The organism is Frigoribacterium sp. NBH87, from assembly GCF_014217665.1.
Classification (GTDB): Bacteria; Actinomycetota; Actinomycetes; order Actinomycetales; family Microbacteriaceae; genus Frigoribacterium; species Frigoribacterium endophyticum.
Genome location: NZ_CP043650.1, coordinates 652,424 through 668,154, shown reverse-complemented (window position 1 = coordinate 668,154; position 15,731 = coordinate 652,424). Strand labels below are relative to the sequence as shown.

The 15,731-nt window shown below is 74.4% G+C and carries 14 protein-coding genes; 10 read left to right on the top strand and 4 right to left on the bottom strand.

Annotated elements, in window-relative coordinates:
• Nucleotides 1-107 precede the first annotated feature (107 nt).
• The 10 genes from F1C15_RS16085 (at nt 108) to F1C15_RS03050 (ending at nt 8,837) form a co-directional block, all read left to right on the top strand.
• Nucleotides 108-263, top strand: coding sequence for a hypothetical protein (locus F1C15_RS16085; protein ID WP_255465457.1), 156 nt, complete (start codon nt 108-110; stop codon nt 261-263).
• The gene (locus F1C15_RS03090) at nt 260-1,354 is read left to right on the top strand and encodes an ABC transporter permease (RefSeq protein WP_185232904.1); all 1,095 of its coding nucleotides are present in this window, start codon (nt 260-262) and stop codon (nt 1,352-1,354) included. Before F1C15_RS16085 ends, F1C15_RS03090 begins: the two co-directional genes overlap by 4 nt.
• Nucleotides 1,351-2,319, top strand: coding sequence for an ABC transporter permease (locus tag F1C15_RS03085; RefSeq protein WP_255465456.1), 969 nt, complete (start codon nt 1,351-1,353; stop codon nt 2,317-2,319). The genes F1C15_RS03090 and F1C15_RS03085 overlap by 4 nt, the downstream gene beginning before the upstream one ends.
• Entirely contained in the window at nt 2,316-4,160 is a 1,845-nt protein-coding gene (locus F1C15_RS03080; RefSeq protein ID WP_185232902.1) for an ABC transporter ATP-binding protein, read from the top strand. Before F1C15_RS03085 ends, F1C15_RS03080 begins: the two co-directional genes overlap by 4 nt.
• Before the next feature lie 122 nt (nt 4,161-4,282).
• On the top strand, nt 4,283-6,283 hold the full coding sequence (locus tag F1C15_RS03075) for a CocE/NonD family hydrolase (protein ID WP_185232900.1): 2,001 nt from the start codon (nt 4,283-4,285) through the stop codon (nt 6,281-6,283).
• The gene (locus tag F1C15_RS03070; protein ID WP_255465455.1) at nt 6,280-6,936 is read left to right on the top strand and encodes a TetR/AcrR family transcriptional regulator; all 657 of its coding nucleotides are present in this window, start codon (nt 6,280-6,282) and stop codon (nt 6,934-6,936) included. The genes F1C15_RS03075 and F1C15_RS03070 overlap by 4 nt, the downstream gene beginning before the upstream one ends.
• 198 nt (nt 6,937-7,134) lie before the next feature.
• Nucleotides 7,135-7,551, top strand: a complete 417-nt coding sequence (locus F1C15_RS03065; RefSeq protein WP_185232898.1) for a G5 domain-containing protein — start codon at nt 7,135-7,137, stop codon at nt 7,549-7,551.
• A gap of 113 nt (nt 7,552-7,664) precedes the next feature.
• Nucleotides 7,665-8,144 carry a hypothetical protein gene (locus F1C15_RS03060; protein WP_185232896.1) on the top strand — a complete coding sequence of 160 codons (480 nt, stop codon included), beginning with the start codon at nt 7,665-7,667 and terminating at the stop codon, nt 8,142-8,144.
• Between the two features lie 10 nt (nt 8,145-8,154).
• Nucleotides 8,155-8,391 (top strand): hypothetical protein, encoded by a 237-nt coding sequence (locus F1C15_RS03055; protein ID WP_185232894.1) that lies wholly within the window; start codon nt 8,155-8,157, stop codon nt 8,389-8,391.
• 83 nt (nt 8,392-8,474) lie between these two features.
• Nucleotides 8,475-8,837 (top strand): SdpI family protein, encoded by a 363-nt coding sequence (locus tag F1C15_RS03050; protein ID WP_185232892.1) that lies wholly within the window; start codon nt 8,475-8,477, stop codon nt 8,835-8,837.
• Nucleotides 8,838-8,878: 41 nt separating this feature from the next.
• Here the strand turns inward: F1C15_RS03050 and F1C15_RS03045 are convergent, their stop codons facing one another.
• From F1C15_RS03045 to F1C15_RS03030, 4 genes are all read right to left on the bottom strand, one after another.
• Entirely contained in the window at nt 8,879-9,124 is a 246-nt protein-coding gene (locus F1C15_RS03045; RefSeq protein ID WP_185232890.1) for a hypothetical protein, read from the bottom strand.
• Between the two features lie 409 nt (nt 9,125-9,533).
• A complete protein-coding gene (locus F1C15_RS03040; protein WP_185232888.1) occupies nt 9,534-13,130 on the bottom strand; it encodes an ATP-binding protein in 3,597 nt (1,198 codons plus the stop codon).
• On the bottom strand, nt 13,127-14,044 hold the full coding sequence (locus F1C15_RS03035; RefSeq protein WP_185232886.1) for a DUF4194 domain-containing protein: 918 nt from the start codon (nt 14,042-14,044) through the stop codon (nt 13,127-13,129). Before F1C15_RS03035 ends, F1C15_RS03040 begins: the two co-directional genes overlap by 4 nt.
• Nucleotides 14,041-15,714: a DUF3375 family protein gene (locus F1C15_RS03030; protein ID WP_185232884.1), complete on the bottom strand. Its 1,674-nt coding sequence runs from the start codon at nt 15,712-15,714 to the stop codon at nt 14,041-14,043. Before F1C15_RS03030 ends, F1C15_RS03035 begins: the two co-directional genes overlap by 4 nt.
• Nucleotides 15,715-15,731: the final 17 nt, after the last annotated feature.

Below are 15,731 nucleotides of genomic sequence, written 5' to 3'. Positions count from 1 at the left end.
AGATCTTCCGCACCGGCTCGTCGTACAACGAGAGCGCCTGGTCGAACCCGACCTTCGACGGGCTGCTCGACTCCGCCCGCGCAGAGATGAACGACGACCGTCGCCGCATGCTCTACCAGGACGCCCAGCGCGTCATCGTCGACGACTCCGCCGACATGACCCCGATGTTCGGCGACCGTCTCGTCGGCCTCGGCCGCGACGTCGTCAACTACCGCGAGTTCGGCTTCGAGTTCGACTACCTGCAGATCGGACTCCGCGCATGAGCACCTCCGACACCCGCACCGGCACGACCGGCACCGGCACCGGCACCGGCCGGGGCGCCCCGCCCGCCGACAGCCGAGGAGGCGCCCCGACGCCCCGCAGCACCTCCCGACCCAGCGGGGCCGGCCTCGCCACCCTCGCCCTCGTCGCGCGCCGGGTCGGCACCGCCCTGCTCACCGTGCTGCTCGCCTCCTTCCTCGTCTTCTTCGCCGTGCAGGCCCTGCCCGGCGACGTCGCGCAGCAGCTGCTCGGCCAGGACGCCACTCCCGACGCGGTCGCCGCCCTCCGCGAGACGCTCGGCCTCGACCAGAACGTCTGGGCCCGCTACGGCCAGTGGCTGCTCGGCGCGAGCCACGGCGACTTCGGCGTCTCGCTCGTCAGCGGCGCGCCCGTGGGGCCTGACCTGCTCATCGCGTTCCGCAACAGCATGCTCATCGCGGTGCCGGCGATGTTCGTCGGCGTCACGCTGTCGCTCACCCTCGGCGTCATCGCCGGCGTGCGTCGCGGACGCTCGAGCGACCACGCCATCTCGCTGATCAGCCTGATCGTGATGAGCGTGCCCGAGTTCATGGTCGCGACCATCCTCGTGCTGCTCTTCGCCGTCGCGATCCCGGTGTTCCCGGCCGTCGTGCTGCGCGGCGACAGCGCCACGATCGCCGAGCTGCTGCCCGCCGTGTGGCTGCCCGTCATCGTGCTGACGCTCGCCATGGCCGCCTACATCGTCCGCACCGCCCGCTCGTCGACCATCGACGTGATGGCCTCCGAGTTCGTCACCACCGCCGAGCTCAAGGGCCTCACCACCCGCCAGGTCGTCTGGCGCCACGCGGTGCCGAGCGCGCTGCTGCCCACCCTCAACGTCGTCGCGCTCAACGTCGCCTGGCTGCTCGGGGGAGTGGTCGTCGTCGAGAACGTCTTCAACTACCCCGGCATGGGCAAGCTCATGCTCGAGTCGGTCTTCACCCGCGACCTGCCCACCATCCAGGCCATCGCGGTCGTCAGCGCCCTCGTCTACGTCGTCTGCAACCTCGCGGCCGACCTCATCGCCCTCGCGCTCGACCCGAGGCTCCGCACCCGACGGAAGGCCCGCTCATGAGCCCGCGCACCAGCACCGGCCGCGGCAGCAGCACCGGCACCCGCACCGAGGAGGCGCGGGCCGCGTCGTCCGCACAGCCCGCCGCCCCGAGAACGCTCGGCACGCGACTGCGCAGCATCGCGACCGGCCTGACCGGCAGCCTCCGCGCCTCCTCGGCCCTCAGCCTGGGGCTCGGCCTCATCGCGCTGCACGTCGTGCTCGCCGTGCTCGCGCCCTGGATCGCCGGCCACGACCCCGTCGCCACCGACTCGACCGCCGCCCTCACGGGCACGAGCTGGTCGCACTGGCTCGGCACCGACCAGTACGGGCGCGACATCCTGTCGCGGACGCTCAACGGCGGCCGCTACGCCCTGCTCGTCACCTTCCTCGCCACGACCATCGCGGTCGGCATCGGCACGGCGCTCGGCTGCGTGACGGCCTACGCCGACAACTGGTTCGACGAGGTCGTCATGCGCATCGTCGACGCGCTGCTCAGCGTGCCGTCGATCCTCGCGCTGCTCGTCGTCGTGACCGTGTTCGACTCGGGGCTCTGGGTGATCGTGCTCGCCGTCACCGTCGTCTACGCCCCGGCCGTGACCCGCGTCGTGCGCGGCGCCGCCCGCACGGTCATCACGCAGGACTACGTCACCGCCGCCCGCGCCCGCGGCGAGAAGCCGCTGAGCATCGTGTTCCGCGAGATCCTGCCGAACGTCACCGACGTCGTGCTCGTCGAGTACGCGATGCGCGCCTCGTGGATCGTGCTGCTCATCTCGACCCTGTCGTTCCTCGGCTTCGGCGCGAACCCGCCGACGCCCGACTGGGGGCTCATGGTGCAGGAGAACCGCACCGCCCTCACCGTCGTGCCCCTCGGCACGCTCGCCCCCGTGGTGGCGCTCGCCACCCTCGTCATCGGCCTGAACCTCAGCGCCGACGGCCTCAGCAAGTCGCTCGGCGTCGACCGGGCCCAGAAGGGAGCCGTCTCGTGACCACCGCACCCCAGACCGCGGGAGGCGCGGGCCGGGTCGCCGGCACCGCCTCCCACCCGGTCGTCAGCGTCCACGACCTCTCGATCTCGTACGCCGCGGGGCGCCGCGAGGTGCCCGTCGTGCGCGGCGTCAGCTTCACCGTCCAGCCGGGCCGCGCGCTCGGCCTGGTCGGCGAGAGCGGCAGCGGCAAGTCGACCGTCGCCCGTACGCTGCTCGCCCACCTGCGGCGCGGCTCGCGCATCGTCGGCGGCAGCGTCACCGTCGACGGGCAGGACGTGTTCGCGCTCGACGACGCGGCGACACGCGCCCTGCGCGGCGGCACCGCGGCTCTCGTCGCCCAGAACGCCGGCCAGGCGCTCACCCCCTCGATGCGCGTCGGCCAGCAGCTGCGCGAGGCGCTCGAGAGCCACGGCCTGCCCGGCGGCCACGACCGCGTGCTCGAGCTCGTGCGCCACGTGCGCCTGCCCGACCCCGAGACCATCGTGCGGCGCTACCCGCACCAGCTCTCGGGCGGGCAGCAGCAGCGCATCGCCATCGCGATGGCCGTCGCCGCCCGGCCGCGCCTGCTCGTGCTCGACGAACCGACCACCGCGCTCGACGTCGTGACGCAGTCGGCGGTGCTCGCGCTGATCCGCGACCTCGCGGTCGAGCTCGGCATGGCGATCGTGCTCGTCAGCCACGACATGGGCGTGGTGTCGACGATGGCGGACGAGATCGCCGTGATGCGCGACGGCGAGATCGTCGAGCACCGGCCGACGGCCGAGCTGTTCGCCGACCCGCGGCACGAGTACACGCGGGAGCTGCTCGCGAGCATCCCGCGCGCGTCGGGCGCTGCCGCCGCGGGTTCAACCGGCGCCGAACCACCGACTGATCAAAGAACCACGTCAAAGCGTGGTTCGTCGATCAGGCGGTGGTTGGGGAGGCACGCGGAGGAGCCGAGGGGAGGCGGGTCGCACCTCGCGCCGGCGGCACCGCCGGTGGTCTCCGCGCGCGACCTCGTCGTGCGGTACGGGCGCTCGCTGCCCGCGGCCGTCGACGGCGTCTCGTTCGACATCGGCCGGCGCGAGACCCTCGCCGTCGTGGGGGAGTCGGGCAGCGGCAAGTCGACGCTCGCCACCGCCCTCGCCGGGCTGATCCCCGCCGAGTCGGGCAGCTTCGCGTTCCACGGCTCGGACGGCGTCGAGAGCGACCTCACGCAGCCCGTCGCCCGGCGCACCCTCGCCCTGCGACGCTCGGTGCAGCTCGTCTTCCAGAACGCCGACACCTCCCTCAACCCGCGGCGCACGGTGGGCGCGGCGATCGCCCGCCCGCTGAAGCTCTTCACGGGCAGCGCGACGAGCGAGCGGGTCGCCGAGCTGCTCGTCGAGGTCGGCCTCACACCCGACTTCGCGGCGCGGCTGCCGGCCCAGCTCTCGGGCGGGCAGCGCCAGCGCGTCGGCATCGCCCGGGCGCTCGCCGCGGGGCCCGACCTGATCATCGCCGACGAGATCACGACCGCCCTCGACGTGCGGGTGCAGGCGGGGGTGCTCGACCTGCTGACGACGCTCCGCGACGAGAAGGGGCTGAGCTGCCTCTTCATCAGCCACGACCTCGCCGTCGTGCGCGGCGTCGCCGACCGCGTCGCCGTGATGACCGGCGGCCGCATCGTCGAGATCGGCTCGACCGAGGACGTCTTCCGCGGACCGAACCATCCCTACACACGCACGCTGCTCGAGGCGACGCTCGACCCGGGCACCACCGAGCTGCCCTCCGTCGGCGACGCCCGGCCGCGCTGGCGCGACGCCGGCGGGTGGGACGACCACGGCGACGGCCACCGCGTCGCGCGCTGGGAGTCGCTGTGAGCGGGTCGGGGCTGCCGGGGACGCCGGCCGGCGAGGAGGCGGGGGTCGGCACGGGACCGGACGGGCGCCTCCCACAGGACCCACGCCTCCCACAGGACCCACGCCCCTCGTACGACGTCCGCGTGCGTGACGAGTGGGTGCCGCTGCCGGACGGGACGCGGCTGCACGCGCGCATCTGGGCGCCGGTCGTCGAGCACCCGGTGCCGGTGCTGCTCGAGTACCTGCCGTACCGGCTGGACGACTGGACGGCTCCGCGCGACAGCGAGCGGCACCCCTGGTACGCGGCGCGGGGGTACGCGTCGGTGCGGGTCGACATCCGCGGCACGGGGTCGTCGGACGGCCTGTTCGACGACGAGTACTCGGTGCAGGAGCTCGACGACGGCATCGCCCTGATCGAGTGGCTCGCCGCGCAGCCCTGGTCGACGGGCGCGGTCGGCGCGTTCGGCATCTCGTGGGGCGGGTTCAACGCGCTCCAGCTCGCGGGCAGGGCTCCCGCCGCGCTCAAGGCGATCGTGACGGTGTGCTCGACCGACGACCGCTACGACAACGACGTGCACTACATCGGCGGCGCCGTGCTCGGCATCGACATGGCGTCGTGGGGCGGCACGATGTTCGCGTTCAACTCGCGTCCGCCCAGGCCGGAGGTGGTCGGTGCCGACTGGATCGCCCGCTGGCGCGAACGGCTCGAGCACAACGTGCCGATGACGCCGACCTGGCTGGCGCACCAGGAGCGCGACGACTACTGGCGGCACGGCAGCGTCTGCGAGGACTACGCGTCGATCACGGCCGCGGTGCTCGCCGTCGGCGGCTGGGCCGACCCGTACCGGGACGCGGTGCTGCGGCTGGTGGCGAACCTCGACGCGCCGGTCAAGGGGATCATCGGGGCGTGGTCGCACCAGTACCCGGACCGCGGGCTGGCTCCGGGCCCGGGCATCGGGTTCTTGGAGGAGACGCTCCGCTGGTGGGACCGCTGGCTGCTCGCCGAGCCCAACGGCGTGGAAGACGAGCCGGCGCTGCGGGCCTGGATCAACGACTCGGAGCCTCCCGCGACGTACTACGCGTCACGGACCGGGCGGTGGGTCGCCGCGGAGGCGTGGCCGTCAGTGGCGACGGAGGCACGGGCGGTGCCGCTGGGGTCGTTCGCGGCGCCGTCCGCCGGGTCCGCCGACGGCACCGTGGTCGTGCGCTCGCCGCAGAGCACCGGCATGGACGCCGGGCGCTTCTTCCCGTTCGGCAACGCGACGGACTTGCCGCCCGACCAGCGAGCGGAGGACGGGCGGTCGGTGTGCTTCGACCTGCCCGTCGGGGCGGGCGCGGCGCCGCACGTGCTCGGGAACGTCGTCGTGGACCTCGCCGTGACGAGCGACGTGCCGCACGCGCACGTCATCGTCCGGCTCTGCGACGTGGCTCCCGACGGCAGCTCGACGTTGGTCACCCGCGGTGTGCTCAACCTCGACGCGCGCCACGGGCGCGACCGGGCCGTGCCGATGGAGGCGGGCGTCGAGCAGGTGGTGAGCGTCGCCCTGGTCTCGACCGGGCACTCCTTCCCGGCCGGCCACCGCCTCCGGATCGCCCTGTCGTCGACCTACTGGCCCTGGGTCTGGCCGCGCCCCGAGGAGGCGACGCTCGTCGTCGACCTCGCGCGGAGCTCCGTGACGCTGCCGGTGTGGACGCGGACCGGCGACGACGGCGTGCGGTTCGCGCCGCCCTCGCACGCGGAGCCGCTCGCCGTGCGGAGGCTGCCCGCCGCGTCGTCGCTGCCGCAGCGGAGCGTGACGCACGACGTCGAGACGGGGGAGTGGACGCTCGACGTCGACCCCGGCTACGGCGGCGGGCGCGAGTACCCCGACGGGCTCGTCTTCACCGAGGACAGCCGCGAGACGTACCGGATCGTCGACGGCGACCCCCTGTCGGCCACCGCCGAGTCGCAGTGGCGGATCGGGCTCGAGAAGCCCGAGTGGAAGGCGTGGCTCGAGACGTCGTCGCGGCTGACCGCGACGGCGACGGAGTTCGTCGTCGAGAACGACGTGCGGGCGTGGGCCCGCGACGGCGGGCCGGACGCGGAGGTCGTGCTCGTGGCCGAGCGGTGGTTCGAGGACCGCGTGCCGAGGACGTCGGCGTGAGCGGGGCGGGTGCAGGTGCAGGTGCTGGTCCTGCTCCGGTGACCGGGGCGGCGACGCGGCGGAAGCCGGCCGAGCGGCGGGCGCTGATCGTCGAGGCGGCGCGCGCGGTGATCGTGCGCGAGGGCCTCGGGGCGACCCGGCTGCGCGACATCGCGGCGGAGGCGGGCGTCTCGGTGGGCACGGTGACGTACCACTTCGAGAGCGTCGCGGAGATCCTCAACGAGGTGGTCGTGCTCGAGACCGCTCGTTTCTACGCCGCGGTGATCGAGGCGGTCGACGCGGAGCCCGATGCGGTCCACGGGGTGCGGATGCTCGTCGAGCCGCTCTTCCAGGACACCGACGCGACCGACGAGCACTGGCGGCTCTGGTCGGACTACTGGACGGCCGTGGCGCGCAAGCCCGCCGTCGCGGCCGAGTACGTCGACCGCATCCGGGTGTGGGAGGCGTGCCTCACACGGACGCTCCGGCGCGGTGCCGAGGCGGGAACGTTCGCCGTCGACGACGCGTCCGAGCTGGCGCTGAAGCTCGCCGCCTACAGCGACGGCGTCGCGACGCAGCTCGCGCAGAAGGCGCCGGGGCTGACGCCGAGGCGGGCACTGGAGTGGATGTGGGTGTTCCTGGAGCAGGAGACGGGGGCGCGGTTCCGGCGGTGAGCGCCGTCTGGTCGTGAGCCCGAACCGCAGTGCGGCCGAGGGCTCGAGCGCGCCTGCCCCGGACTGGGGCCAGCCCCGCGGCCTCCCGACCCGAACGGGGTGTGCCGCCCGCCGCGCATACCGACCAGCATCGAGAGGACGGCTACCCGACAGTCGTCAGATACTCGGAGAACGACAGTGATGCAGTGGTGGAACGACATGACGACCAAGAGCCGTGTGCTGCGCAGCGCCGGCGTGCTGGCGGCGTGCATCGTCATCGGCGGCGGGGTCAGCGCGACCGCGGAGACGATGGGAGCGCAGACCAGCGCTGAGGCCGAGACGGCCCCCACGGCACCGGAGGCGACCTCCACGGCCGCGCCCACCGCGCCTCCCGGGGCCGTCATCACCACGACCCGCGTCGATGTCACCGAGCCCGTCGCGTTCACCACCACGACCTACACCGACCCGGAGCTCGACTCGGGAACCTCCGTCGTCACCCACGAGGGCCACATGGGCAGCGTCGTCCGCAGCTACGACGTCGTCACCGCTGACGGGGTGGAGCTGCGCCGCGTGCTCCGCAGTGAGCTGACCGTCGTCGCGCCCGTCGCCCAGGAGGTCCGCGTCGGCGGACGCTGAGCACCGGTCTCGCCGCGGCGCCCACGACAGGACGCCCCGCGGTCGAGACTGTGAGCATGGACGTCGAATGGGGGCCGCGGTCGTCGCGGTCACGATCTGAGGTCGGGGGTGACATGAGCACGAGACTGAGACCGCTGCGGATGCGCCACGTCGTGTGGGGCGGGGTGCTCGGGGGCGCAGCATCCGGCGTCGTCGTGTCGCTGCTCGTCGCCGACGATCCGCTCGGCGGTGACGCGCTCATGCTCAGCTACTTCTCGTTCTGGTTCCTCGTGGCGGGCACCCTCGTCGGGGTCGTCGCCGCACTCGCCTCGTGGGGAGCAGGTTGTCTCGTGACGATCGGCCGGCCGGAGTCGCGGGGCCGGGCGGTCGCGACGGTCACGGTCGCCAGCGTGCTCGGGGGCGCGTCCATCGCCTGCCTGCTCCGGGCGTTCGAGTTCTGGTCGTACCACCCTGGCGAAGCGGTTGCCGGCGTGGTCGTCGGCGTCGTCGGGGGAGCATCGGGCGCCTTCTGGGCGGTGTGGATGTCACAGGGGAAGCCCGCGACGACACCGCAGACCAGCACGACAGGCGACGGCGCCGCTCCCGCCGCCTAGGCTCAGCGTCATGCAGCTGCAGCGCGTGGTGACCGGGGTGGGCGCAGGCGTGCTCGTCGTCGCCGTCGTGCTCGTCGTGCTGGTGGTCGTCTTCGGCGGGTCGTCGTGCGGCGGGGGCTCGACGGATTCTGTCAGCGACGGCGAAGCCGGGCCCGTCGTGGCCACGGCCGCCCCCGTCAACGGCCCGACCTACTGGACCGAGGAGCGCATCGCGTCCGCCGCGGCCGCCCCGATGCCGACCTGCTGACTCCTGGCGTTCGGCAGCCGCCGGTCTGCCGGTCGATCGCACGGGGGAGGCGCCACCGCGGAGCCTGGTCCTAGCCTGGAGCGATGCTGGTCGCCGTCGTCATCCTCGTCCTCAGCAACGTCCTCGTCGTGGCGGTCGTCGTCGCCGCGGCCCGCGGGCGCCTCGCCCCGAACGCCCTGGCCGGGCTGCGCATCCCCTCCGTCATGGAGTCCGCGGCCACCTGGCAGGCCGGGCACCGCGCCGCCCTGCCGGCGGTCGTCGTCGGGTGCGCCGTCGCGACGGTCGCCTCGGTGCTCCCGCTCGTCACGGGGTGGACCGACGGGGAGGCGGCGGCGAGCATCCTCGCCGGGTGCGGAGCGCTGCTCGCCGGGACGGCCGTGGGCGGGGTCGCCGCGCACCGGGCGGCGGGGCGCGTCGAGCGGGACGCCGAGGTCGCCGGGCGGTGAGCTGACGGGCGACCCTGTCCGCCAGCCGGGCCGCACTTGCATCAGCCCGCGCAGGAGTCCCAGCGGGCCCGCCAGACGTCGGGCTCGTCGTGGGGGTCGACGGGCTCCAGCGTGAAGGCGACATCGCCGAAGAAGAACTGACCCCGGTCGACCTCGACGAGGTCCGGGCCGTAGAAGGAGACACCGCAGTCGTGCTCGCGGTCCATTAACTCATCCGGGAACAGGTCGGCCGTGCCCTCGTCCTGCGACCAGTCGACAGCCCACTCCCGGTAGATGGAGGGCCGCACTCGCCGTCTCCGCCACCACGGTCCCTCGACGTCCCAGGTCCAGTGCCTCGTGACGGACAACCAAGCACGCACGACCCCAGGTCGGCCCGGCAGGGACACCCGGTACAGGGTGGGCGCCACCAGCGCCGGGTCGGACGGCGGCGGTTCCGGCGGCGGGGAGAAGAGCACGGGCCGAGCCTAGGGTCTGCGGAGAGCGAGAGGGATCCGGGTGCCGACCCGCGACTCCTTCAGGCTCGCCGGTGCGTCAGGCGCCGATCCCTCTCAAATTCGGAGGGGACGGGACGCCTGTTCACTCGGCGGGGACAGGTCCCTCTCAAATTGGGAGGGGGAGAGGGGGAGGCGCGGGGCGAGTGGGCGCGAACTGCTGCTCCCGAAGGGCGGGAGGCGCAGATCGCGACCACTCGGCGGGCTAGGCCAGGGCGGCGGGGTCGAGGCCGTGGCGCTCGACCTCCATCGCCTCGCGGATCGTGAGGGGGTAGATGCGCGACAGCTCGGGGTTGACCGGGTCGCTCGAGATGTAGGCGACGCTCTCGACGTGCTGCTCGAAGGCGTTCACCTTGTCTCGCGGGGCTCCGACGACCAGCTGGAAGCCCAGCGACCGCAGCGCCGAGAGCGCCCGGCCGGTGTACTCGGTGTCGGCCTTCACGAAGCCCTCGTCGAGCACGATCGGCGCGTAGGTCGGCACCCGGTCGGTGCCGTCGCCGAGCCGGAAGCGCAGCGCGGCACCGAGCACGAACGCGATCAGCTCCTGGCCCTCCCCGCCCGACTTGCCCGCGACTCCCTCGTGCACGATCTGCGTGCCGTCACGCCTCGTCTCGATCGCCCGGAACTGGTAGTGCTCGCGCGCGTCGAGCACCCGACGACGCCAGGCCTCGCCCGACTTCGAGCGCTCCTCGAGGCTGGCCAGGTCGCGCCGCAGACGCAGGAAGCGGCGCTCGATCTCGGCGGGGTCACGGGGATCGACGGCCGAGGCCGCAGAGCCGCCCGCGCCAGCCGCAGAACCGCCGCCGGCACCGCCGCCCGTGTGCTCGCGCAGCGTCCGCTTGAACTCCGCCAGGTCGCTGTTCGACACCGGCCGCGGCTCGATGTCGAGCGTCGACCCCTGCCGGAACTCGATCGCGGCCAGCGCTTGCGAGATCGGCCGGACGCCACGACGGATGACGTGCCCGTCCTCCTCGATCTGCACGAGCAGCGCCCGCAGGCTGTCGCCCACGCTCGCCCCGGCCTTCGCCAGCCAGCGCTGCTTCGCGTGGGGCAGGTCGTCGTCGACCAGCGTGCGGTGGATCGCCAGCACGGCCGGCAGGCTCTCGATCGACGCGTCGAAGCCGGCGTTCGGGTCGAGCTCGAGGTAGCGCGTGAAGACGAGCTCGAGCGTGAGCTCGTGCTGCGTCCGCTCACGGTCGTGCGCGTCGACCTGCGCCCGCAGCTGCGCCGCCGCCTCACGGCGCGTCCGCTCGACGTCGGCCACCTCGCGCGGCGCCGCGAACGGCAGCGGCGCGAGCAGCACCCGCTCGTCGTCGGTCAGCGGGTCGGCGCCCGAGGCGTCGCTGAACGCGTCCTCGATGTCGACCAGGGTCGCGTGCGTCGCCTCGAGCTGGTCGAGCACCTGCTGCACCTCGGCCCCGCGACGCACGGCCTCGAGCCGCGCCTCGTCCTGCGCCGCGGCCTCGGCCTGCAGCGCCGTCACCTCGGGGCGCTCGACCGCGACCCGCTCGAGCTGCGCCTGCAGGTCGGCGAGACGGGCCCGCGCCGGAGCGGGGTCGACGTCCGACCACTCCACCGCGGCGGCGCGCGCCACGGTCTCGACGACCGTGCGGCGGGCGGTGGCGACCGTCTCGGCGGCGTCCCACTCCGCGCGCGCCGCGTCGAGCGACTTCGTCAGCGCAGTGATCTCGGCCGTCAGCTCGGCGACCCGGCCGGTGTTGTCGAGGCCGATCCAGGAGCGGACCCGCCGGTCGTCCTTCGTCACCCGACGACGTGAGCCGGTGCGGAGGCCCGAGCGCGTCACGGCGCCCTTCGCCCCGACGGGCAGCGGGTCGTCGAGCGCCGACGCGTCGTCGACGCAGAGCACGCTGCGGTCGTCGACGACCTCGTCGCGCAGCCAGCCCACGAACGGGCTCGCCTCGTCGAACACGAGCATCGACGGCACGGTGCGCGCGACGGGCGTGCGCGTCGGCGTCAGGCCCGGCGTCGCGGGCACGAGGGTGACGCGGCCGCGCATGTCCTCCCGGTCGACGAAGCGGCGCACGGCGTCGAAGTCGTCGGGGTCGACGAGGAGGTGCGTGGCCAGGTCGCCGAGCACCCTCTCGATCGCGGTCGTCCAGTCGCGGTGCTCCGTGGCGACCTCGAACAGCTCGCCCGCGTAGGGCAGCCGGGCGACCGGCACGCCCGTGCCGTCGGCGATGCGCCGACGTCGCTCGACCGCGTCGTCGGGCACGTTGCTGCGGCGCCGCTCGAACGACTCCTTCTCGCGCTGGCGCTCGCCGACCGACCGCCGCGTCTCGGCGATCCGGGCCGCGAGGTCGCCGCGCAGTTCGTCGTGCTCGCGGCGGGCCGCCGCCTCCTCGGCCGCGAGCTCCGTCGCCCGCGTGCGCAGCGACTCCAGCTCGTCCGCGGTCGTGGGCACCGGCTCGCCGACGCCCTCGAGCGGGGCTGCGAAGCGGCGGTGCTCCTTCTCGACGCGACCGAGCGCCTCCCCGGCCCAGCGCACCTGCTCACGGAGCGAGTGCGAGGGGTCGCCGCCGAGGTCGGCGATCTGCGCCAGGGCCTGCTCGCGGGCACGGAGGGCGGCCTCCGCGGCCTCGGCGGCGCGCCTCCTCGTCTCGACGTGGCCGCGCTTCTCGGTCTGCACCCGGTCGACCTCGCCGCCGACCCAGCTGCCGACCGCCTCGGCCAGCCAGACGTCGAGCCGGCGCGGTTCGTCGTCGCCGCCGGCCAGCAGACGGCGCTTGGCGGTCGCGTCGTCGCCCGCGGTGCGCCAGCGCTCGGCGAGGCCCGGCACCGGCTCGAGCACGTCCAGCTTCCGCCGCGTCGTCTCGAACACGTCGTAGAGCTGCGACGCCTCGCGGTAGGTCGCCAGCGTCGTCTCCCACCGCGAGAGCGCCTTCGGCTGCGTCAGCACGAACTGCTTGAACAGCTCGTCGATCGAGAAGACGCCCTTCGACGCCTGCGCCCGCCGCAGCAGCGTCAGCGCCTTCAGCTGCGACTCGTCGCTGCCGCCGATGCCGAGCCGCGCGCAGAGCTGCACGCGGAGCTCGGGCTGTGAGTAGGTGACGAGGTCGTGCGCCGGGTCGACGAGCCGCGTGAGCGAGCTCTTCGTCAGCGGCGACGTGCTCGTCTCGTCGCGGCGGACGTCGGTCAGCCGGCTGAGGTCGAAGCGCCCGCGCACGAGCAGGTAGACGCTCGCCTGCGTGACGTCGTCCTGGCTGGCGGTGTCGGGGCCGATCCAGGCGAGGCGCACGGCGGTGAGGGTCTCGCCGAGCTCGGTGCTCCAGGTGATCGCGGCGCCGCTCGCGAACGACTCGCCCAGCGGGCGGAGGAACCGCGTCGTCGTGCGGTCGGAGTCGGCGTCGCGCACCTCGTCGGTCTTGCCCCGCGCGTAGCTGTAGACGGTGCGCTCGGAGCGCTGGCGCGAGTCGTCGCGGGCGGCCCGGTTGAACTCCTGCGGGTTCGGCATGATGACCGCGGCCATCGCGTCGAGCACCGTCGACTTGCCCCGCCCGGTCGGGCCGAGGATGGCGATGCCGCCCCGCCCCACGGGCATGCGGTGCAGGCCCGCGTAGCTGCCCCAGTTGAGCAGCTGCACGAGCTCGATGCGGTACTGGCCCGAGTGGAACATGCCGAGGTCGGGCGCGGCGTCGGGCTCGACGTCGACGTCGAGCGCGGGGGTGACGGGCGGCTCGGGCGTGGTGGCGGCCGTCGCGTCGGCGGCGACGGCAGGGGCGGTGCCGGCCTCGACGGGCGTGCGGGAGGCGCGGGGCGCGTCGGCGGGGGAGGCGGGGGTCATGCCTGGTCTGCTTCCGGGTCGAGGGGGAGGTCGAGCGGCAGGTCGAGGGCCGGGTCGGAGGCGCGGGGCGCGTCGTCGGGGGCGGGGGCGCCGTCCGCGTCGGCGCGGGGCGCGGCGGCGTCTCCGGAGCCCGGTGCGTCGCCGTCGTCCGGCTCGGCCTCGGGGTCGAGGTCGGTCATCTCGTCGGGCTCGTCCAGCTCGCCCGGAGCGGCGGCGCTCGCCGCGGGCGCACCGGCCTCCGGCTCGGCGCCCGCGGCCTCGAGGTACACGCGCTCGAAGTGCCGCAGCTGCTCGGGGCGGACGAGCGGCACGATCGCTGGGGCGACGACGAAGAGCGACGGGTCGTCGGGCTCGGGCTCGAGCAGGTCACGGGCGACCATCGCGGCGATCGCGGCGTCGACGCGGCGCAGGGCCCGCACCTCGTCGTGGGCGGTGTCGTCGTGGAACCGGCCGAGGAACTCGGCGACCTGGTCGCGCGAGACCACGACCGCGTCGTCGTCGCCGTCGGCGTAGGCGTGCTCGCGGCGCAGGAAGATGAGCAGGAACGACGCGTCACGCGACAGCGGCTTCTCGCGCCGCAGCAGCACGGGGGCGTCGTCGCCGCCGACCTGGCGCTTGAAGGCGACCTCGTAGCCGCGGTCGACCTCGAGCTCGAGGAACATCTCGGCCAGGCGGGCACGGATCTCGGGCTCGTGCGCCAGGAGGCCGGCCCACGCCTCCTTCTGCGTCGCGCGGCTGATGAAGCGGTGCGTCATCAGCGTGACCAGGGCCTTGCGGCCGGCGAGGGGGAGCTCGTCGGAGACGGGGCGGGCGGGGGCGTCATCGGAGTCGGGCGTCGCGTCGGTCGTCGCGTCGGCCGCCTCGCCGGGCGTCGCGTCGGCCGGGCGGAGGTCGTCGGTCGGTGCGGCGGTCATGCGGGGTCTCCCTGGAGGGTGCGGGCGGTGTCGTCGGGGGCGGGGGCGGGGGCGTCGGCGCCGGGCGGGGGTGCGTCCCGGGTGAAGACCAACCGGGGCAGCGTGACCTCGCGGGGGGCGCCTCCCCGCGGTGCTCCGGCCCCGGTGCCGGACGGGTCGTCGGGCGTCAGCACGACCGACTCGGTCTCGTCGGTGACGACGCCGCGCTCGACGGCGAGGTCGAGCATGCTCAGCACCAGCGCGAGACGGCGGAACTCGGGCTCGGTGGCGCGGTAGACGTCGGCGCTCGTGACCTCGTCACGGCCGTCGCCCTCGTCGAGCAGGCGGTCGATCGTCGCGGCGACCGCCGCCGGGCTGGTGCCCGCGGTGAGGCGGAGCGCGGCGCGGTCGGCGGCGGGCAGGGCGGCGTCGCCCTCGGCCACGCGCACCTCGACGGTGGGGCGGCCGCGCTCGCTCCAGAGCTGCACCTGGCTGACGTCGACGACGTCGACGGGGCCGAGGCCGAGCACGTCCTCGGGCAGCACGGCGGCGCCGGGGCGACGCTCGGCCCAGGCGGCGCCGGCGTGCAGGGCGCGCTCGGCGAGGGTCAGGAGGCGCTGGTGCTTCTCGGCGCCCGACCGGCTGAGGAAGCGGCGGAGCGACGACGTCCAACGCCCGTACGTCTCCTGCACGGACTGCTCCTCGGCGAGCAGCGACGAGATCAGCTGCTCGAGCTGCTCGCGCTGCCGCTCGGTGAGGTGCTCGGCGGCGCCGGGCTGCGAGAGCACCTTGTCGATGTCGGCGCGCATCACGTCGATCTCGCGTGACGAGAGCATCTGGGCGAAGCCGCGGTAGGCGCGGCCCTCGGGGGTCTGCTCGAGCAGGTCGTTCTCGCGGAGGTACTGCTCGACGAGCGCGCCCTTGCCGACGTGCTCGTGGGTCGCGCGGCGGGCGACCTCGCGGTGGCGCTGCTCGACCATGGCGCTGAGCTGGCGGAAGTCCTCGGGCAGCGACGCGGTCAGCCGCACGACCTCGCGCACCTGGCGCGACACGACGTCGGCGGTCGCGGGGACGGGGCCGTGCCGCTCGACCTCGTCGCGGCGGCGCTGCAGCTCGGCGATCTGCTCGTCGATCCGGGCGACCTGCGACGCGGGGTCGGGGTCGGCGAGGCCGGCGAGCTGGCGGACGGCGTGCGCGATGCTGCCGAAGCGGGCCTCGGAGACGGCGTTGTCGGCCTCGGCCAGCTCGCGGACGATGCGCAGCGCCTTGAAGGCGTGCGGCGAGAGGCGGTAGCGGGCCCGGGCGGCCTGGCCGTCCTCCTCGCCGGAGGCGCGGGTGCGGATCAGCCACCGGCTGTCGACCCAGCCGCGGCAGTAGTCCGCCGGGGTCTTGGCCTCGGGGAGGTCGGCGGTCTCTGCGGGGCCGGCGGGCGCCTCCCCGGGGGTGGTGTCGCTGGCGCTCGCCGTCTCGCCAGCCGCGGCCTCCGCGGCGTTCTCGGCCAGCGCCTCCGCGACGGCCTGGTGGAACCAGTCGGCCGAGACGGGGCCCTCGGCGCGCTCGAGGTGGCGGGAGAAGAGGGGGAGGATCCAGCGGCTGTTCGAGCTGCGCAGCAGGGCCCAGGTGGGGTCGGTGCCGAACACCTCGCGCACGCCGTCGCGGCTGAGGGCGTCGTGCCCCGACGGTTCTTCCACTGCCCAGCCTCCCTGAT